The organism is Streptomyces sp. NBRC 110028 (assembly GCF_001417735.1).
Classification (GTDB): domain Bacteria; phylum Actinomycetota; class Actinomycetes; order Streptomycetales; family Streptomycetaceae; genus Streptomyces.
On record NZ_BBUZ01000026.1, the window covers coordinates 368596 to 387784 of the forward strand.

19 protein-coding genes and 1 pseudogene are annotated in these 19189 nt (G+C 71.9%); 10 read left to right on the plus strand and 10 right to left on the minus strand.

The features are described 5' to 3' along the window. Positions 1-6: 6 nt before the first annotated feature. Positions 7-774 carry an HpcH/HpaI aldolase/citrate lyase family protein gene (locus tag ASC60_RS16935; protein ID WP_055551679.1) on the plus strand — a complete coding sequence of 256 codons (768 nt, stop codon included), beginning with the start codon at positions 7-9 and terminating at the stop codon, positions 772-774. Between the two features lie 44 nt (positions 775-818). Here the strand turns inward: ASC60_RS16935 and ASC60_RS16940 are convergent, their stop codons facing one another. From ASC60_RS16940 to ASC60_RS16975, 8 genes are all read right to left on the minus strand, one after another. Next, positions 819-2159: an NAD(P)/FAD-dependent oxidoreductase gene (locus tag ASC60_RS16940; RefSeq protein ID WP_370592922.1), complete on the minus strand. Its 1341-nt coding sequence runs from the start codon at positions 2157-2159 to the stop codon at positions 819-821. A gap of 104 nt (positions 2160-2263) precedes the next feature. After that, positions 2264-3253, minus strand: coding sequence for a zinc-dependent alcohol dehydrogenase family protein (locus ASC60_RS16945; RefSeq protein ID WP_055551681.1), 990 nt, complete (start codon positions 3251-3253; stop codon positions 2264-2266). After that, positions 3250-4128, minus strand: coding sequence for a carbohydrate ABC transporter permease (locus ASC60_RS16950; protein ID WP_055551683.1), 879 nt, complete (start codon positions 4126-4128; stop codon positions 3250-3252). Before ASC60_RS16950 ends, ASC60_RS16945 begins: the two co-directional genes overlap by 4 nt. Next, the gene (locus tag ASC60_RS16955) at positions 4125-5090 is read right to left on the minus strand and encodes a carbohydrate ABC transporter permease (protein WP_055551685.1); all 966 of its coding nucleotides are present in this window, start codon (positions 5088-5090) and stop codon (positions 4125-4127) included. The genes ASC60_RS16950 and ASC60_RS16955 overlap by 4 nt, the downstream gene beginning before the upstream one ends. Then, positions 5083-6438 (minus strand): sugar ABC transporter substrate-binding protein, encoded by a 1356-nt coding sequence (locus tag ASC60_RS16960; protein WP_055551687.1) that lies wholly within the window; start codon positions 6436-6438, stop codon positions 5083-5085. The genes ASC60_RS16955 and ASC60_RS16960 overlap by 8 nt, the downstream gene beginning before the upstream one ends. 64 nt (positions 6439-6502) lie before the next feature. Then, the gene (locus ASC60_RS16965; RefSeq protein ID WP_055551689.1) at positions 6503-7264 is read right to left on the minus strand and encodes a DeoR/GlpR family DNA-binding transcription regulator; all 762 of its coding nucleotides are present in this window, start codon (positions 7262-7264) and stop codon (positions 6503-6505) included. Between the two features lie 277 nt (positions 7265-7541). Then, the gene (locus ASC60_RS16970) at positions 7542-8903 is read right to left on the minus strand and encodes a 6-phospho-beta-glucosidase (RefSeq protein WP_055551691.1); all 1362 of its coding nucleotides are present in this window, start codon (positions 8901-8903) and stop codon (positions 7542-7544) included. After that, positions 8900-9661: a DeoR/GlpR family DNA-binding transcription regulator gene (locus tag ASC60_RS16975; RefSeq protein WP_055551693.1), complete on the minus strand. Its 762-nt coding sequence runs from the start codon at positions 9659-9661 to the stop codon at positions 8900-8902. The genes ASC60_RS16970 and ASC60_RS16975 overlap by 4 nt, the downstream gene beginning before the upstream one ends. Before the next feature lie 130 nt (positions 9662-9791). Here ASC60_RS16975 and ASC60_RS16980 point away from each other — a divergent pair, with 130 nt between their 5' ends. From ASC60_RS16980 to ASC60_RS16995, 4 genes are all read left to right on the plus strand, one after another. Continuing rightward, positions 9792-10892 (plus strand): carbohydrate kinase family protein, encoded by a 1101-nt coding sequence (locus ASC60_RS16980; protein ID WP_055551695.1) that lies wholly within the window; start codon positions 9792-9794, stop codon positions 10890-10892. 80 nt (positions 10893-10972) lie between these two features. Further along, positions 10973-12391 carry an extracellular solute-binding protein gene (locus tag ASC60_RS16985; RefSeq protein WP_055551697.1) on the plus strand — a complete coding sequence of 473 codons (1419 nt, stop codon included), beginning with the start codon at positions 10973-10975 and terminating at the stop codon, positions 12389-12391. Continuing rightward, positions 12388-13296 (plus strand): carbohydrate ABC transporter permease, encoded by a 909-nt coding sequence (locus ASC60_RS16990; RefSeq protein ID WP_055551699.1) that lies wholly within the window; start codon positions 12388-12390, stop codon positions 13294-13296. Before ASC60_RS16985 ends, ASC60_RS16990 begins: the two co-directional genes overlap by 4 nt. Continuing rightward, positions 13293-14117 (plus strand): carbohydrate ABC transporter permease, encoded by an 825-nt coding sequence (locus ASC60_RS16995; RefSeq protein WP_055551701.1) that lies wholly within the window; start codon positions 13293-13295, stop codon positions 14115-14117. Before ASC60_RS16990 ends, ASC60_RS16995 begins: the two co-directional genes overlap by 4 nt. On the opposite strand, the gene ASC60_RS17000 is transcribed toward ASC60_RS16995, so the two are convergent. Further along, positions 14107-14877 carry a DUF72 domain-containing protein gene (locus ASC60_RS17000; protein ID WP_055551703.1) on the minus strand — a complete coding sequence of 257 codons (771 nt, stop codon included), beginning with the start codon at positions 14875-14877 and terminating at the stop codon, positions 14107-14109. The genes ASC60_RS16995 and ASC60_RS17000 overlap by 11 nt on opposite strands. A 6-nt stretch (positions 14878-14883) precedes the next feature. Next, complete coding sequence (locus ASC60_RS17005) at positions 14884-15123, minus strand: hypothetical protein (protein WP_055551705.1); 240 nt, start codon at positions 15121-15123, stop codon at positions 14884-14886. Positions 15124-15213: 90 nt separating this feature from the next. Here ASC60_RS17005 and ASC60_RS17010 point away from each other — a divergent pair. The 5 genes and pseudogenes from ASC60_RS17010 to ASC60_RS17025 form a co-directional block, all read left to right on the plus strand. Further along, positions 15214-15855: pseudogene (locus ASC60_RS17010) on the plus strand (phosphoribosyltransferase); the annotation flags it as partial. Positions 15856-15893: 38 nt separating this feature from the next. Beyond that, positions 15894-16163, plus strand: coding sequence for a DUF1876 domain-containing protein (locus ASC60_RS17015; protein WP_055551856.1), 270 nt, complete (start codon positions 15894-15896; stop codon positions 16161-16163). Positions 16164-16318: 155 nt separating this feature from the next. Beyond that, the gene (locus ASC60_RS17020; protein ID WP_055551709.1) at positions 16319-17041 is read left to right on the plus strand and encodes a DUF4232 domain-containing protein; all 723 of its coding nucleotides are present in this window, start codon (positions 16319-16321) and stop codon (positions 17039-17041) included. Between the two features lie 186 nt (positions 17042-17227). Next, a complete protein-coding gene (locus ASC60_RS42240) occupies positions 17228-17401 on the plus strand; it encodes a hypothetical protein (RefSeq protein ID WP_199830973.1) in 174 nt (57 codons plus the stop codon). Then, positions 17398-19185 carry an HEXXH motif domain-containing protein gene (locus ASC60_RS17025; RefSeq protein WP_234356976.1) on the plus strand — a complete coding sequence of 596 codons (1788 nt, stop codon included), beginning with the start codon at positions 17398-17400 and terminating at the stop codon, positions 19183-19185. Before ASC60_RS42240 ends, ASC60_RS17025 begins: the two co-directional genes overlap by 4 nt. Positions 19186-19189: the final 4 nt, after the last annotated feature.

Here is a 19189-nt window from a genome sequence, read left to right on the forward strand (position 1 = left end):
CAGACCATGAACACTTCCCCCGCCGACTTCGCATCCCGGCTCCGCGCACGTCAGCGGATCCTCGGCTACTGGGTCGTCCTCGACAACCCCGTCGGCACCGAGCGGCTGGCCGGTCTCGGCTACGACTACATCTGCGTCGACGCCCAGCACGGTCTGCTCGACTACAAGGGCACGCTCGGCGCGATGACCGCCATCGACGCCCGCGCCACCGCCGCCGGAATGGTGCGCGTCCCCGCCAATGACGGCTTCTGGATCGGCCAGGCCCTGGACGCGGGCGCCCGCGGCGTCATCGTCCCCCTGGTCAACACCGCCCAGCAGGCCGCCGCCGCGGTGAGCGCCTGCCGCTACCCCCCGCTCGGGGTCCGCAGCTATGGCCCGATGCGCTCCGGCCTGCGTGTCGGCCCCGTCCCGGCCGAGGCGAACGAGCAGGTCGCCTGCGTCGTGATGATCGAAACGGCGGAGGCGCTGGGCAACACGGAGGAGATCTGCGCGACGGAGGGGCTGGACGGCGTCTACATCGGCCCCTCCGACCTCACGATCGCCCTCGGCGGACGCACCTCCACCGACCCCTCGGTGGCGGAATCGTTCGACGCGGCCCTGGCGAAGGTCGCGCGGGCCGCGGAGGCGGCCGGGATCGCGGCCGGAATCCACTGCCCGGACGGCGCCACGGCCGCCAAGCGGCTGGCCCAGGGCTTCACCTTCGCCACGGTCAGCTGCGACCTGGTCCACCTGGAGCAGGCCGCGGCGGCCCACCTCCGCGACGCCACCGCCTGACCCGGACCGGCGCCCTCGCCGGGACCCTCCCCGGAGGACACCCCCTACGGCTCGACCCGCAAGGGCGGGGACGCCAGGCCCCGGGCCCGGGGGAGCAGCATCGTCCGCAGGGCGACGGCGGGGGAGAGCAGACGGGACGGCGGCGCGGCCAGGTGGGTGATGTCGCGGAACGCGGCGCCGACCACGGGATCGATGGCCGCCCGGTCCGCCAGCCGTCCGAAGTACCAGGTCTGCGCCCGCTCGGCGGCGCCCGGCGGCGTGGTGTCCGAGCCCGCCGCGTACGGGCGGTCCGCGCCGACGGCGGTCAGCCAGGCGGTGTCGCCCGCCCGGGCGACGGCGCGCTGGGCGGCGGCCGCGAGGCCGGGGCGCAGCCCGCCGCCGGCCAGGGCGCCACGCAGCGCCAGCCCGCTCAGCGCGGCGACGGACATCCCCTGCCCGTAGATCGGGTTGAACGTACAGGCGGCGTCCGCGACCACGACGAACCCCTCCGGCACCCCGCCCGGCGCGTCGTAGTGGCGGCGGCGGTTGGAAGTGTCCCGGTAGCCGTAGGGCGGGGACACCGGCTCGCAGGTGCGCAGGTGCTCGTACAACTCGGGGGCGCCGAGGGCCTGTACGAAATCGAGCACGGCCCGCCCCTCGGTCGGCGGATGATGTCCGCGCACACCGGCGAGGGTCAGCAGCCAGTTGCCGCCCTCGACCGGGGACCAGGCCGCGCCACGGGGACAGCCGGGGCGCGGCTGGATGACCACGGACATCTCCAGCGGCTCGGCAGGCCGGAACATCCGCGTGGAGTAGCCGATTCCGGCGTCGACGACCTCCTCGCGCGGTGCTCGGCGGCCCAGCTCGGCCAGCCACCCCGGGGCGCGCGAGCCACGCCCCGAGGCGTCGACGACCAGATCGGCGCACAGGTCCCGCTCGGCGCGCCCGGTGCCGCGCGAGCGCACCCGCACGCCGGTCACCCGGTCCGCGCCGCCGAGCAGCCCGATGGCCTCGGTGGCCTGCAGCACCTCCACCCGGGTCCCGGAACCGGCGGCCCGGGCCAGCACGCTCGCCCGAACGGTGGTGTCGAAGAGCGGACGTGTGCAGCTGATCATGGTGTGCCGGCCCTCGTGGAACCGGCGGTGCCAGCCGTTGGAGGCCCGGGTGATCACATCGCGCGGCGCCTCCAGCAGCCGGGCGCCCGCCGCCCGCAGCTCCGACGTCGCTCCGGGGAGCAGCTTCTCCAGGGCCCGGCAGCCGCCGCTGAGGAAGACGTGCAGATGGCGCCCCTGGGGGACGCCCTTGCGGAAGACGGGCTGCTCGAGAGCGATCGCGCTCCACGATGGTGACCGTGTCCGCGTGGCCGATGAGCGCGGCGGCGGCCAGGGATCCCGCCAGGCCGCCACCCACCACTAACGCGTCGCCCCTGCCCATCCGCCGCCTCCCGTCCACCGTGATCGTCGCGGCCCAAGCCTGGTGGTACCGGGCCTGGGCCGTCAACCACACACGGTTACGGCTCGACCACGATCTTGCGGCCCTGGCCGGAGCGGAACTGCTCCAGCGCCTCGGGGTACTCGGCGAGCGGCATCCGGTGGCTGATGAAGATCTTCGGGTCGAGGACACCGGAGGCGAAGAGCCCGGCGGCGCGTTCGTAGCTGTGCAGCACCGCCATGGAGCCGGTGATGGTGATCTCCTGGTTGTAGATCTTGTACGGCTCGATGGTGGCCCGGGTCGCGTAGTCGGAGACCCCGAACTGCAGGAAGGTGCCCGCCTTGGCGACCCGGCCGAGACCGTCCTGGATGGCGGCCTGGTTGCCGGTGGCGTCGATGACCACGTCCCAGCCGCGCGCCTGGTCGAGTTCGTCGGCCGAGGCCGCGGCCCGGGAGCAGCCGAGGGTCTTGGCGGTGGACAGCCGCTCGGGGTTGACGTCGAGGACGTCGACGCTGGTGGCGCCGGTCCGCTTGGCCAGCTCCAGCATCATCAGCCCCATGGTGCCGGAGCCGTAGATGAGCACTTCGGCGCCCAGATTGCCGCTCAGCACGTCGTAGCCGCGCACCGCGCAGGACAGCGGCTCGATCAGGGCCGCGTCGCCGACGTCCACGTGCTCGGGGAGCCGTACGCAGTTGGCCACCGGTGCGACGGCGAACTCGGCGGCGCCGCCGGGGACGCTGACCCCGATGGCGTTCCAGTTGTCGCACAGGTTGCCCCGGCCGATGCGGCAGTAGTGGCATTCGTGGCAGTACAGGGAGGGGTCGACGGCGACGCGGTCGCCGACCGCCACCTCGGTGACGTCCCTGCCGATGCCTACGACCTCCCCGGCGAACTCATGGCCGGGCACGATCGGCAGGGTGGGCGCGAACTCCCCCTGCAGGATGTGCAGATCGGTTCCGCACAGCCCGCAGGCCGCCACGTCGATGACGACCTCGCGGGGTCCCGGGGCCGGATCGACGACGGTGGCGATGCTGACCTTGCCGGGTGCTTCGATGACGGCGGCCCTCATTTGACTGCTCCTAGCGACAGGCCCTGGACGAGTTTGTCCTGGGCGGCGAACCCTGCGGCCAGCACCGGCAGGGAGACGACGATCGACGCGGCGCACACCTGGGCCAGGAACAGCCCCTGGCTGGTGACGAAGCCGGTCAGGAAGGCCGGTGCGGTCTGGGCGACCACGCCGGTGAGCACCTGGGCGAACAGCATCTCGTTCCAGCTGAAGATGAAGCAGATCAGCGAGGTGGCGGCGATGCCCGGGCCAGCGATCGGGGCCACCACCCGGGCCAGGATGGTCGGCAGCCGGGCCCCGTCCATCTGCGCGGCCTCGATGATGGACACGGGGATGTCGGCGAGGAAGGACTGCATCATCCACACGGCGATCGGCAGATTCATCGACGTGTAGAGGATGACGAGCAGCCACACATTGTCCAGGAAGCCGATGTTCTTCGCGAACAGGTACACCGGCAGCAGCCCGGCCACCACCGGCAGCATCTTGGTGGACAGGAAGAAGAACATCACGTCGGTCCACTTGCGGACCCGCCGGATCGACAGCGCGTACGCGGCCGGAAGCGCCAGCACCAGCACGAAGAGGGTGGAGAAGAGGGAGGTGCCCAGCGAGTTGAGCAGCGCGGGCCAGGGGCTGGCCCCGCCGTCCACGCCGAAGAACGCCTTGTAGCCGTCGAGGGTCAACGGGGCGGCCAGCGAAGGCGGGTTGGTGGCGGCGTCGCTCTCGGAGTGGAACGAGGTGAGCAGCATCCACAGGAACGGCAGGACGAACAGGATGCCGATGAACCAGGCCAGCACGGCGAGCGCGGTACCGCGGCGCTTGGCCCGCCGGGCGGCCGGCGGAACCGCGGTGATGGCCGCGGGGGCGGTCAGGGTGGTCATGCGCGGGAGGCCTCCTCACGGAAGAGGGACGACACCACGCGCAGCGCGAAGGTGGCGATGATGATCGTGCCGATCACGACCAGCACACCCGCCGCCGATGCCAGCCCGTACTCGTGGGCGTTGTAGAAGGTTTCGTAGATGGTGTACGGCAGGTTGGCGGTGTCGAGACCGCCACGGGTGAGGGTGAACACGGCGTCGAAGTTCTGCACGATGTAGATCGACCCGAGCAGGGTGCCCAGCTCCAGATAGCGCCGCAGATGGGGCAGGGTGAGGAAGCGGAAGATCTGCCAGTTGCCCGCGCCGTCCAGCCGGGCCGCCTCGATCATGTCCAGCGGCCGGCCCTGCAGCCCGGCCAGCAGGATGAGCATCATGAACGGTGTCCACTGCCAGATCAGCGACGCCTCCACGGCCATCAGCGGCATATCGCTGAGCCATTCCGGCTGGGGCCCGCCCAGCCAGTTCAGAACGCCGTTGAACAGCCCGTACTCGGGGTTGTACAGCGCATGCTTCCACAGCAGCGCCGAGGCCACCGGCACCAGCAGGAACGGCGCGATGAGCATCGTGCGGACGAGGCCCCGGCCGCGGAACTTGCGGTCCAGCAGCAGCGCCAGCGCCAGCCCCAGCACCACGCTGATGATGACCACGGTGGCGGTCAGCAGCACGGTGGTGAGGATCGACTCGCGCAGCGCCGCGTCGCTCGCCACCGTCTTGTAGTTCTCCAGCCCCGCGAACTCACGCTTGTCGGGGCGGAAGGAGTTCCAGTCGAAGAGGGAGATCACCAGCGTCGCCACGAAGGGCAGCTGGGTGACCACGATCAGGAAGATCAGCGCGGGCATCAGGGGTGCCCGGGTGGCCCACTCCCGGGCCCGGTTCCTCGGCGGCCGGCCGGGGCCGGGGGACGCGGGGGCCACGGTCGGTGGGCGCTCGCCGCGAACGGGGACCGCCGTTGTCGAATTACTCATCTCGGTACTCCTCGCCCACCTTCTCGGCCAGCTTCTGCGACGTCTTCAATGCCTCGTCGACCGACTGCTTCCCGGCGATGGCGGCGCTGATCTCCTGGGCGACCTTGGTGCCGAGATCGGCGAATTCGGGGATGTCGACGAACTGGATGCCCATGGTCGGCCGCTCCTGCACCCCGGGGTCGCGCGGCTTGGCGCTGGTGATGGCCTTCCGGGTGACATCGGAGAAGGCGCCCGCGGAATCGCGGTAGTCCTGATTGGCGTACGTCGAGGCCCGCTTGCCCGCGGGCACGTTGGACCAGCCGAACGTCTTGCCGACCAGGTTCTCGTACTTCTTGCTGGAGGCCCAGGAGATGAACTTCCACGCCTTGTCGGAGTTGCGCGAGGCCTTCTGGATGCCCCACGCCCAGGTGTAGAGCCAGCCCGAGCTCTCGGTCTTCTCCACCGGCGCCTGCACATAGCCGATCTTGCCCTTGACGGGGGACTTGGCGCCCTCCAGCGACCCGGCGGCCGAGGTGGCGTCGTACCACATGGCGCTCTTGCCCTGGGTGAGGTTGTTCAGGCACTCGGCGAAGCCGGACTGGGAGGCGCCGGCCTCACCGTGCTTGCGCACCAGGTCGACATAGAACTTGGTCGCCTTGACGAACTCCGGCGAGGTCAGCTGTGCCTTCCAGTCCTTGGTGAACCAGGTGCCGCCGAAGGTGTTGACGACCGTGGTGAGCGGGGCCATCAGCTCGCCCCAGCCGGGCAGCCCGCGCAGACAGATGCCGTTCATGCCCTTGCGGGCGCCGTCGGCCTTGGCCGCGAGATCCGCCACCTGCTTCCAGGTGGGCCGCTCGGGCATCTTCAGATGCTTCTCGGCGAAAATGTCCTTGCGGTACATCAGGAACGACGACTCACCGTAGAAGGGCTCCCCGTACAACTGGCCGTCACCGGCGGTCAGGGACTCCCGCATCGGCGGGAGGATGTCCTTCTGGTCGAACGCCTTGTCCTTGGCGACATGGTCGTCCAGCGGCATCAGCCAGCTGTTCTCGGCGTAGAACGGAACCTCGAAATTACTGATGGTGGCGACGTCGTACTGCCCGGCCTGATTGGAGAAGTCCTGACTGATCTTGTCGCGGACATCGTTCTCCGGCAGCACCGTGAACTTGACCTTGATGCCCGTTTCCTTGGTGAAATGCTTTGCGGTCAGCTTCTGCAAATCCATCATCTGCGGGTTGTTCACCATCAGCACATTGATGGTGTTGCCGCCGGAGCTGCCGCCGCCCATACCGGCGCACCCCGCGAGGAGCGCGCCCGCGGCCAGGGCCACGACCGGTATCCGGGCAGCACGAAGTGTCAGGACTGGCATAACGGGTTCCAATCGGAGGGACGTGGGGGAGGGAGACTGGGGGACGGGAAAGGGGACGGTGGGGTCAGACCCGGAGGATCTGCGGGCCCAGCAGCGAATACCGATGGGCTTCGGTCACGGGCAGCCCGGCGTCGGTCACGATCGTCTCGAAGTCGGACACGTCGGCGAACCGGCAGAAGCTGACCGCCCCGAACTTGGTGTGCACCCCGGAGAACACCTTGCGCCGGGACACCCGGACCACCTGCGCCTTGACCTGGCTGACCGCCGGATCGGGGGTGGTGAGCCCGTACTGCCGGGAGATGCCGTTGGCGCCGATGAACGCCAGATCGATGACGAAGCCGGACAGCATGTGCGTGGCCCAGTGGTCGACGGTGGCCATCGTGCTGCCGCGGACCCGGCCGCCCAGGAGCAGCACCGTGGTGTTCTCGCGGCCGGAGAGCCCGCTCGCCGTCGTGAGGGACGCGGTGATCACGGTGAGCGGCCGGTCCCGGGGCAGGGCCTCGGCGATCAGCTGCGGGGTGAAGCCCTCGTCGATGTAGACCGTCTCGGCGTCGCCCAGCAGCTCGGAGGCCGCGGTAGCGATCCGCGACTTCTCCGGGACGTGCATGGTGGTGCGGAAGGCGAGGGTGGTCTCGAAACCGGCGCTCTCCACCGGGTACGCGCCGCCATGGGTGCGCCGGACCAGACCGTGCTGCTCCAGCACCCGCAGATCGCGGCGCACCGTCTCCTTGGACACTCCGAGGTCCGCCGCGAGCTTGCCGACGTCGACGACCCCGGCACGCCGCGCCATGTCGAGGATCCCCCGACGGCGTTCCTCCGCGTCCACACCGCATCACCTGCTTCTTCTTCGGGCTTGGCGAGAAGTTTTACAAGCATGTAACCGGGGTGGCCAGCCTTGGCGTGGGACAGATCATGACCGGATGTGCCCGTTTCGCAAACGTTATCTCAGCAGGTCGGATCCAGTAGGCGGACGCGCGGTGAGGATCGCGGACGCCTGAATCGGCGCGGAACGGGCCCGTTTCGCGCCCGCTTTCAAAAAGTTGACCGAAACGGAGCCCGTTCGGGCGTGATCAAGGTCTAGGGAAAGCCCATTCGGACATGTGCTATGCCGTCGCGGGCAGCCCCGCGGCGTCGAGAATCCGGCTCGCCACACGGACCGAGTCGACCAGCGGATGCAGCGCGAGGGCGCGCAGAGCCGCGCTCCGGGCGGCGGCGGTGCCACCGGTCCCGGCCGCCTCAGCCGCCTCAGCCGCCTCGATCGTCGAGCGCTCGACCGCCTTCAGCGACAGCATCAGCCCCAGCTGGTCCGGAGCCACCGCACCGGTGGCCAGGGGGCGCGCCCCGCACGCGTCCACCAGACAGGGCACCTCCACCACCGCGTCCGCGTCCAGCCCGGGGACGGCCGTGCGGTTGGCGACGTTGAGGATCAGCGTGGTGCGCTCGTCGCGGGCGATGGCCCGCATGATGGCCAGCGCGATCCGCTCGTAACCCCCGCCGTCCAGATCGCAGGAGTCGCGCTCCCAGCCGCCGGTGGCCTCCCGGCTCTCGGCCATGTACGTCACCTCGCGCTCCAGCCGGGTCCGCTCCCAGGCCGCGAGCGCCCCGCCGCCGGCGGTGCGGGCCGTCTCGTAGAACCGGGCCTGCTGCTCGCGCAGGAACTCCCCCCGGGTGGCCGGGGCCTGCCGGATGGAGGCCACCGCCTCGCGGTTGAAGTAGTAGTAGTGCAGGTACTCGTTGGGCAGCGCGCCCAGGGCCCGCAGCCACTCCGCCCCGAACAGCTTGCCCTCCTCGAAGGACTCCAGTGCCCCGGCGTCGGCCAGCAGCTCGGGCATCCGGTCCCGGCCGTCCACCACCACGCCCCGCAGCCAGCCGAGGTGGTTCAGGCCCACGTAGTCGTAGACGGCCCGGTCCGGATCCGCGCCCAGGGCCCGCGCCGCCCGGCGGCACAGCCCGACCGGCGAGTCGCAGATGCCGATGACGCGGTCGCCCAGCACCCGCCGCATCGCCTCGGTGACCATGCCCGCGGGGTTGGTGAAGTTGATGACCCAGGCGTCCGGGGCCACGGCGGCGATCCGCTGGGCGATGCGCGTCGCCACCGGCAGGGTGCGCAGCCCGTACAGCACCCCGCCCGCGCCGACGGTCTCCTGCCCGAGGACGCCCTCGCCGAGCGGGATCCGCTCATCGCGGGCGCGGCCCTCCAGACCGCCGACCCGGATCGCGGAGAACACGAAGTCGCTGCCGCGCAGCGCGTCGTCGAGGTCGGTGGTGGCCCGCACCACGGGGGCGGCGGGGCGGTCCTTCGCCTGCTCGGCCAGGACCGCGCCGATGGCGTCCAGCCGGCGGGGGTCGGTGTCGTACAGCACCAGCTCGGTGCGGCGCCCGGCAGCGTCCCCGGTGTCCTCCAGCAGGGCCCGGTACACCAGCGGTATCCGGAAACCGCCGCCACCCAGCACGGTCAGCCTCATACGGTCACTACCTCCACATCGCCCTCGCGGAACACATCGAGCGTCGCCGGATCGGCGGTCTTGTTGGTGATCAGGGTGTCGATCTCCCGCGGGCCGCAGATCCGGGCCAGCCCGGTGTCGCCCGGGAACTTGCCCGCCGTGACCAGCAGCACCACCTCCCGGGCCGAGGCGAGCATGGCCCGCTTGACGGGCACCTCCACATGCGTGCTGTCCAGCACGCTGCCGTCGGACAGCACCCCGCTGGCGCCCAGGAAGAGCCGGCCCACCCGCAGCTGCCGGATGTTGGACTCGGTGAGGAAGCCGACCACCGAGCGGTAGTTGGCGCGCACCTGCCCGCCGAGCAGGATCAGCGTCACCTCGGGGTCGTCGCGCAGCTCGTCGTAGATCGCCAGATTGCTGGTCACGATGGTGACCGGACGGCCGCGCAGCAGCCTGGCCAGGTGCAGGGTCGTGGTGCCGATGTCGAGCAGCAGCACATCGCCGTCCACGACCAACTCCGCCGCGCGCCGGGCCACGGCCGCCTTCTCCTCCGGTTCGTCGACCGCCACCTCGCCGAACGGGCGCTCCTCGCCCGGGGTGGGCGCGGCCACCGCGCCACCGTAGACCCGCGTCAGCCGGCCGGCCCGGCCCAGTTCGGCGAGGTCCCGGCGGGCCGTGGCCTCGCTGATCTCCAGACGGTCGGCGATCTCCCCGATCGGCAGCACGCCCTGCTCGCCGAGGATGCTCAGCAGCTTCTCGTGGCGGGTTTCTCGCAGCATGGGGGCAACGTACTCCAGGTGAGCGAGTCTGCGCGACTATGACCGACCTCTTGCACAAAATCTCTCCGAGGTGCATGGTGTCGCTCATCCCACGTCATGACGAACAAGGAAAGGCGCGCCGGTGAGCCCCATGTCCGCAGCCCCCGGTCCGATACAGCCGATCGACCCGCTCGCCGCGCTGCGCACCCCGGGCGACCCCGAACACGACGTCTACCTCACCGGCACCGTCTTCCTGGACATCATCTTCACCGGCCTCGACCACGCCCCGGTGCGCGGCACCGAGTCCTGGGCCCGCGGCATGGGCTCCAGCCCCGGCGGCATCGCCAACATGGCCTCCGCGCTGGCCCGGCTCGGTCTGCACACCACCCTCGCCGCGCCCTTCGGCGCCGATGTCTACGGGGACTACTGCTGGGAGAGCCTGGCGCACGCCGAGGGCGTCGACCTCACCCACTCCCGGCGCGTCCCCGGCTGGCACTCACCGGTCACCGTGTCCATGGCCTACGAGGGCGAGCGCACCATGGTCACCCATGAGCACCCCGCGCCGCCGCCCGCCACCAGCGCCGTGCCGCCCCGCTCCCGGGCCTGTGTGACCGCCTACGAGCCGGGCCGCCAGGAGGACTGGGTGCGCCAGGCGCACGCCCAGGGAGCCAAGGTCTTCGGCGATGTCGGCTGGGACGAGTCCGGCCGCTGGGACCTCGCCGCCCTCCCCGACCTGCCGTACACCCACGCCTTCCTGCCCAACGCCACCGAGGCACAGCGCTACACCCGCACCGACACGCCCGAGCGGGCGGCGCGGGACCTGGCGGAGCTGGTGCCGATCGTCGTGGTCACCCGGGGCGCCGGGGGCGCGGTCGGCATCGACTCCCTCACCGGGGAGAGCGCCGAGGTGCCGGGACTCGCGGTGGAAGCGCTCGACCCCACCGGAGCGGGCGACGTGTTCATCGCCGGTTTCATGACCGGAACGCTCGCCGGCTGGCCGCTCGCCGACCGGCTCGCCTTCGCCAACCTCACCGCGGCCCTCTCCGTCCAGCACTTCGGCGGCTCGCTCGCCGCGCCCGGCTGGGCCGAGGTGGCCGCGTGGTGGGACCGTACGGCCCGCTCGGCGGACCGCGAGCTGATGGCGCGCTACCGCTTCCTGGACGGCCTGATCCCGGCCGGGGTGCGCGACTGGCCCCGGCTGCGGGCCCTGCCCACCATCGGCTTCCGGGCGGCCGACGCCCGCGGGGCCTGACGCCCGTACGAGGACGCCCGTACCGCGCGTTATCTGCCGCACGACGCCGGCAGCACGACGCCCGCCCGAAGGAGAACCGCATGGGATGTCCCCGCAGCGGGGCGCGCCACCGGCCCCCACCTCGCGCCTTACCCGTCGCCCTCGCCCTCGGCGCCACCCTGCTCGCCGCGGGCTGCGTGCCCGGCACCGACGGCTCGGGGGCCGCCGGATCCGGGACCGGCGTGGCCACCGCCGTACCCGACCCGGGATCGGCCGGAAAGACCACGCTGACCGTGTGGGACCAGGAGATCCGGGGCGGCACGAACGGCGAAATCACCCAGCTGAACCGGGAGTTCGAGAAGAAGTACCCCAACGTGCGGATCAAGCGGGTGGCGCGGAGCTTCACCGATCTGAAGACCACGCTCAAGCTCGCCGTCTCCGGCAACAACCCGCCCGACGTCATCCAGGCCAACCAGGGCTACCCGGACATGGTGTCCTTCGTCCGGGCCGGGCTGCTCGCCCCGCTCGACAACTACGCAGGGATCTACGACTGGAACACCCGCTACCCGAACACCCTCCTCAACCTCAACCGGGTCTCCGTCGACGGCACCGACTTCGGCCGCGGACGGCTCTACGGCATCTCCCAGACCGGCGAGTTCGTCGGCCTCTACTACAACAAGGACCTGCTGCGGAAAGCGGGCCTGAAACCGCCGAGGACGTGGAGCGAGTTCACCGCGGGGCTCGCCCGCCTCAAGGAGCGGGGCGAGACGCCCGTCCAGTTCGGCAACCTCGACAAGTACCCCGCGATCCACACCTTCGGGGTGCTCCAGGACCAGTACGCCGCCGCCGCGACCCGGGACACCGTCCTCGGCCGCGGTACCGGCTTCGGCACCGCGGCCACCAAGGACGCCGCCGCGACCCTCACCGACTGGATGAGGCGCGGCTATCTGCCGAAGGGCGCGAACGGCCTCGGATACGACGACGCGGCCAAGAAGTTCGCCTCCGGCGACGGCGCGTACCTGATGACCGGCACCTGGCTGCTGGCCGACCTCAAGAAGACGATGGGCGACAAGCTCGGCCTCATGCCCCCGCCGCCCGCGAAGCCCGGCGGCGCCCCCGTCACCACCGGCGGGCAGGGCCTCGCCTGGTCCCTCACCTCCCGCTCCCGTCACCCCGAAGTGGCCGCCGCCTACCTGGACTTCCTCACCAGCGCCCACGCCTCGGACGTCATGACCCGGCACGGAGTGCTGCCCGCCGTGCCCGGCCCGGCCGCGGCCGAGGTCGCCCCGGACACCGTCGACGGCCAGATGATCGACGGCTGGAAGCGGCTCAGCGCCGCCGACGGCCTCGTCCCGTACCTCGACTACGCCACCCCCACCTTCTACGACACCCTCTCGGCCGCCCTCCAGGGCGTCGTCAGCGGCAAGACCTCCCCGGACGAGCTGGCCGCCACCCTGCAGCGGGACTACGGCGCCTTCCTGCGCACCCAGCGGCAACGCCACGCGGCGGCGACACGATGAAGACCACCGCCCTGACCGGGCGATACCGCCGCCGGGCGCCCGGTGAGCCACGCGCCGTCGGCTACCTCTACATCCTGCCCGCGCTGCTCGTGTACGCCGTCTTCCTGCTCTACCCCTTCGGGCAGTCGGTGTGGCTGTCGTTCCTCCACTGGGACGGGCTGACCGCCGCCACCCCGGCCGGGTTCGGCAACTACCGCGACCTGTTCGGCGACCCCGCGCTGCGCGCCCCGTTCGCGCACGCCCTGGTGCTGCTCGTGTTCTACTCGGCCCTGCCGGTGGCCATCGGGCTGCTGCTGGCGGCCGCGATGTCCCGGGTGCGGATCCACGGCATGACCTTCTTCCGCACCGTCCTGTTCCTGCCGCAGGTCCTGGCGCTCATCGTGGTCGCGGTGGCCTGGCGGTCCATCCTCGCCCCCGACGGGCTGCTCAACGACACCCTGCGCGCGGTCGGTCTCGGCTCGCTCGCCCGCCCCTGGCTCGGCGACTACACCTGGGCGCTGCCCGCCGTCGGCGTCATCGGGACCTGGGTGGGCACCGGGCTGTGCATGGTGCTCTTCCTCGCCGGGGTCCAGCGCGTCCCGCGCGAGCTGTACGAGGCGGCGCGGATGGACGGCGCCGGGGCGGTCCGGGAGTTCTTCGCCGTCACCCTCCCGGCGTTGCGGCCGCACCTCGCGGTGGCGCTGACCTTGACCATCATCGCGGGCCTGCGCAACTTCGACCTCATCTACGTCACGACCAGCGGCGGCCCCGGGAACGCCACCTCCGTACCCGCCTACGAGGTGTACCACCGGGCCTTCGAGACCAACCAGGTCGGCTCGGCCGCCGCCGTGGGCGTGGCCCTCACGGTCCTGATCTTCGCCCTGACCGTCACGGTCTCCCGGCTCGTGGAAGGGCGGCGGGCATGACCACACGCCTGGAACGCGGCGTCACCTACGCGCTCCTCACCCTGTTCGCCGTCCTCTCGCTCGTCCCCGTCGTCTCCATCCTCACCACCGCCTTCGCCTCGCAGGGCTCCCTGGACACCGGGTTCTCGGCTCCGTGGGACGGGCTCCACTGGGGCAACTTCGCCGACGCCTGGAGCCGCGGCCACTTCGGCACCTACCTCGGCAACTCGGTCCTGGTCACCACGGTCGTGGTCGCGGCCACCACCGTGCTGGCCGTCCTCGCCGCGTACGCCTTCGGGGTGATGCGCTTCCCCGGCTCCACCCCGCTGTTCTACCTCTTCGTGATCGGGCTGACCCTGCCCCAGGAGGCCCTGGTCGTCCCGCTCTACTTCGATCTGCGGTACGCCGGACTCACCGACACCTACTGGGCGTTGATCCTGCCGCAGACCGCCCAGTCGCTGGCGTTCGGCGTGTTCTGGATGCGGACGTACTTCCGGGGCAGCGCCCGGGCGGTGATCGAGGCGGCCCGGCTCGACGGGGCGAACAGCTGGACCACGCTGTGGCGGGTGCTCGTCCCGATGGGCCGCCCGGCGATCTCCACCATGGTCGTCATCACCTTCATGTGGACGTGGAACGAGTTCCTGATGGCGCTGGTGATGGTCAGCGACGAGGCCCATCGCACCGTCCCCCTCGGCCTCGCCTTCTTCCAGGGGCAGCACAGCTCGGACGCGGCGCTGCTCGCGGCGGCGTCGGTGCTGATCGCGCTGCCGGTGGTGGTCGTCTACGTGGCGCTCCAGCGCCGGTTCATCGAGGGCATGCTGGGCGGCGCGGTCAAGGAGTAGCCGCCGTCGCGGGCGTACGGCTGACCGGGAGGCCCAGCCGGGCGACGGCGCGGGCGAAGACGACGGCGTCGTGGATCGCCGCCCCGCCCGTGTCGTTGTTGAAGTACGCGTGGACGTCGGCCTCGCCGGGCCAGGTATCACCCACCCGGCGCGCCCACGTGGCGAGCGCCCGGCGGCCGTAGCGCGGCGCGGGCTCGGCCCGGCCGCCGTGGAACCGTACGTACCCCCACCCCGCGGTCCGCCACAGCGGGGCGGCCGGGCGCGAGCCCACGTCCGCCCAGCACAGCGCGGCGCCGTGGCGCTCCAGCAGCGCCCGGATCTCCTCGGTCCACCAGGAGTCATGGCGCGGCTCGACCGCCACCCGGGTACCGGCGGGGAAGCAGGCCAGACAGCTGCCCAGCAGACCGGGGTCGGCCCGCAGGGTCGGCGGGAGCTGGAGCAGGACCGGGCCCAGCCGGTCGCCGAGACCTTCCGCGTGCGACATCAGCCGCGCGACCGGTTCCTTCGGGTCGCGCAGCCGCTTGATGTGGGTCAGATAGCGGCTGGCCTTGAGCGCCATCACGAACCCGCCGGGCGTGCGGTCCCGCCAGGCGGCGAACTGATCGTGCTCGGGAAGCCGATAGAACGCGTTATTGCTCTCGACCGTGGTGAAGCCCCTGGCGTACTCCTCCAGCCACAGCCGCTGCGGACAGCCTGCGGGGTAGAGGACACCGCGCCAGTCCTTGTACTGCCATCCCGAGGTGCCGATCAGGACGCCCATGCGCGCTCAGGCCTCGCCCGGATGCCACGTCGGCCACTGCCCGGGCCGGTCGGCCCAGTGGACCTGATCCGGATCGTCGAGGTCGATGCCGGGGAAGATCTGCCGGACGCGCGGCGCGAACTCTTCCTTCTCCAGGGGTTCGCACCCCACCCCCCGAAGCCGCACCCGCCGGTAGCGGCTGTCGGAGTCGAATGATTCAACGAAGACGGGGTAACCGGAATCGTCCCGGTTTGTGGCGTGCTCCATGCCTCCAGGGTGCCGGAGCGGCCGCCGGTTTGCGGCCCGGGGCATTGTCCGCTTGATTCGAAGGAGAGGAACCCGTGCCGGGGGTGAGCGATGATCTTCACTGACCGGGTGGACGCCGGACGGCGCCTCGCCGAGCGGCTGAGACCGCTGGCCGAAGAGAAGCCCGTGGTGCTGGGGCTGCCGAGAGGCGGGGTGCCGGTGGCCTTCGAGGTGGCCCGGGCGCTGAACGCCCCGCTGGACGTGATCATCGTCCGCAAGCTCGGCGTCCCCTTCCACCGGGAGCTGGGCTTCGGCGCCATCGGCGAGGGCGGGGTACGGGTCGTCCACGAGGCGATCATCCGGATGAGCCGGGCGGACGAGGAAGAGATCGCCGACGTCGAGCGGACCGAGCAGGCCGAGCTGATCCGGCAGGCCAGGCGGTTCCGCGGCGACCGGCCGCGGATCCCGGTGGAGGGCCGTACGGCGATCATCGTGGACGACGGGATCGCGACCGGCGCCACCGCGCGCGCCGCCTGCCGGGTCGCGCGCGCCCAGGGCGCGGCCCGGGCCGTCCTGGCCGTTCCGGTGGCGCCGCCGGACGCGGTCGCGTCGCTGCGCGAGGACGCGGACGACGTGGTGTGCCTGTCCACGCCCCCGGACTTCTCCGCGGTCGGCGAGTGGTACGAGGACTTCTCCCAGACCGGCGACGCCGAGGTGGTGGACCTGCTGACCAGGTCGACTGGACAGCGGGGGGAGGCGCATCCTGGAAGGTGACGCAGGAGGTGATCGTGATGGAGACGATCGTGGGATGCGACATCCAGATGGAATTCCGTGAGATCGGTCCGCTGACCGAAGCCGTCATCCGGCTGCGGATGCACGACGGCACCGAGATGCTCGCCCAGGGCCGCGCGAACCGCAACCCCGACGACCCGGCACAGCCGCGGGTCGGCGAGGAGATCGCGGCGGCCAGGGCGCTGAGCAACCTGGCCCACCGGCTGATCGGCAAGGCGGGCGGCGACATCGAGGAAGTCACCCACAGCAAGGCACACCTGGTGATGTGACCGATGGTCCCCCGGTGGCTTCCCGGTCACCGGGGCCGGGTGGAGCGAGGGTGAGGAATTGCCGGGGAATGCGATCAATGTCCCGGAGACATAAGGACGTCCAAGCGGGGAAGGGGGAGCCCGAAGAGAGCGGATACGACCCCGGGAGGTCGCTCATGGCGCAACGGAACGACACGACGACGCCCAGGCGCCCAAGGTCCCGGCCGTGGTGCTTATGCGCCCTGGCTGTCGGCGCGCTGGCCGTGGTGACGGCTTGCGGCGCCGACACCCAGCGGTCCGGGCCGCCCGGCTCCTCCGGCGCACCGGGCGGCGGTGAGCCGTCCGCCTCGTCCGTCACCCGGTCGGCGGCGCACACCGGGCGCGCGGCGCCGGCGACGTCCGCCTCCCGGCCCGACTCGTCGCGCCCCGTGACGCGCCCCGCGTCCTCGGCGGCGGTCGCGCACACCACCGCGTCGCGCCCGGGCGCCCAGCGGGTATGCCCCACCGAGCGCCTGGGGCTTTCCCTGGGGCGCGAGGACGTGGGCGCGGGCAATATCTACATGCCGCTGGTGCTCACCAACAAGTCCACCGCCACCTGCACGCTCACCGGCTTCCCCGGGGTCTCGCTGCTGGACTCCGTGGGCTCCGCGATCGGCGACCCCGCCTCCCGGCGCGGCGCGTCGCGCTCCGCGGTCTCCCTGCCGCCCGGCGGCAGCGCCTCCGCGATGCTGCACACCCTCAACGAGGGCACGGCCGACAAGCCCTGCTGGCGCACCCCCGCCCGGATCCGGGCCTACCCGCCGGACTCCTCCACCTCCATGACCGTGCCGGCGCGCTCCTTCCGCGTCTGCGGCGGCGTGTTCGAGGTCGAGTCGATCCACTCCGGAAAGGGCGCCTGACGGCCCCGAAAGCGCACCTGACAGCGGCATACCGAGCCCCCCGGCGGGCGCGCCGGATGTGTCCGAAAATCTTGACAAGCCGGGCGTCCGCTGGCCGTGTTCACCCTTTCGCAATCAATAGGGGTAGGTCACCATAGGGATGCCTCACGTGAGCCGGTGTGGAACGTCCTTAAGGAGGGCGGTGTCATGGAGCGAGTCGCGATCGAGGTCGAGACGGAGCTGCTGGACCTTTCGGGAGCGACACTGGAAGACCTCGACCGGGATGAAGGGATCGCCGCGGTCGCGCTGCGGCTGATCGGCGCCGTCCGGAACCCGGCGACGGCCTCCAGTTCCTCCAACGCGGGGCAGAATTGCGGTTGACCGACTCCCGCCACCATTTATCGGCGGAGTGCTTCACCGGGCTGGCCGTGGGTTCGGGAAGCGCGGCATCGGTCGCCGAGCTGAGATCCGGTCAGCGCAGCCGCGCGATGCTGCTGGTGCGGGCGCTGGTCGACCTGACCGCCGCACATCCCGCCCTTCCCGGTCCGCTGCCGCCCGCCGAGGAGGCGTGGCGGCTGCTGATACGCGCCGAGCGCCGTTCCCCGGCCGCCGTGGAGCGGCTGTTGCTGCATCCGCAGACGGGGGTGTGGCTCAGCCGGTGCCTGCGGCGGCTGCGCGGACAGGAACCGGCGGACGCGCCGCTGTGGAGCGAGACCGGCTATCTGTACGCGGTGGCGGCCTCGGCCGCCCTCCTCGCGGGCATCGACTTCCGCATCGCGGCCGTGGTGCGCGACGGCGGGGTGATGCTGCCCGCGCTGGGATTCGCTCTCCTGCCGGACCCTGCCACGGACCTCGCCGAGGTCGTGGGCACGGGGGAGGGGGCGACGGTGGTGGCCGGGCCGCACACGGTGCCGTTGCCCGCCCCCGGCTTCGCGGAGGACGCCCCGGGGTGGTACGGCCTCCGGCGGCTGCGCGGTGAGCACCGGGGGCACATCTGCTCGCCGTTCCTCGACGATGTCGACCCCTATCGCGACTTCTTCCGCCGCAGACCGCCGGACCGGCTCTCCGAGGACGCGTGGGAACGCTGGCAGGAACGTTTCGCGGGCGCCTGGCGGCTGCTCGCCGAGCAGCGCAACGTGGACCCGTCGGGGGTCGCCGCCTGCGTCGCCTCCGTGGTCCCCGTACCGTACGCGGCCCATCCCGAGCCGTTCAGCGCCTCCTCCCCGGAGGCCTACGGCTGCGTCCTGATCAACGCCCCCGTGGCCGAGCCGGACCTGGCCGCCGCGCTGGTGCACGAGGCCCAGCACATCAAGCTCAGCGCCCTGATGGATCTGGTGCCCCTGATCGAGGGCGGCCGGGAGGAGGTCCACCACGCGCCGTGGCGGCTGGACCCGAGGCCGCTGCGCGGACTGCTCCAGGGGGTGTACGCGTTCCTGGGCGTGACCGGCTTCTGGCAGGACCGCCGGCACCGGGCCGAGGACGGGCCCGCCAAGGACACCGCCGCGTTCGAGTTCGCCCTCCGCCGGGTGCAGACCTCCCACGGGCTGGAGACGCTGCGCACTCACGCCGAACTGACGCCCCTGGGCAGGAGCTTCCTCGATCAGGCGGCGGAGCGGCTGGCCGGCTGGCTCGCGGAGCCGGTCCCGCCCGTGCCACGGCGGCTGGCGGAGGACCTGGTCGTCGACCACCGGCTCGTGTACCGCATGCGCCATCTGCGGCCCGAACCCGCCCGGCTCGCCCGGTGGGCGCGGGCCTGGCGGACGCGCGGTGCGCCGCCCCGGGAGCTGCCCCCCACCTCGGTCGAGCCCGCCCTCGCGGAGACGGCGGCGCGGACGGCGCTCGCCAGGCTCCGGTTCGCCGACCCGGAACGGCTCCGGGACCGGAACGGTGGCGACGACGCCCCGGACGGGGCCGACCTCGCCTGGGTCATGGGCGACCGGGCGGCCGCGCTGCGCGGCTACCGTGGCCGGCTGGCCCGGGCCCCGGACGACGTCGCGGCCTGGGCGGGGCTGGCGCTCACCCTGCCGGACGGCGCGGCCAGGGCGGCGCTGCTCCGCGCTCCCGAAGTGGCCCTCGCCGTCCACCGCGCGCTACGGGAGACCGGCGGCGCGGTGCCCGATCCGGTCGCTCTCGCCACCTGGATCGGGACAGCGGCCTGTCTTTGAGCCT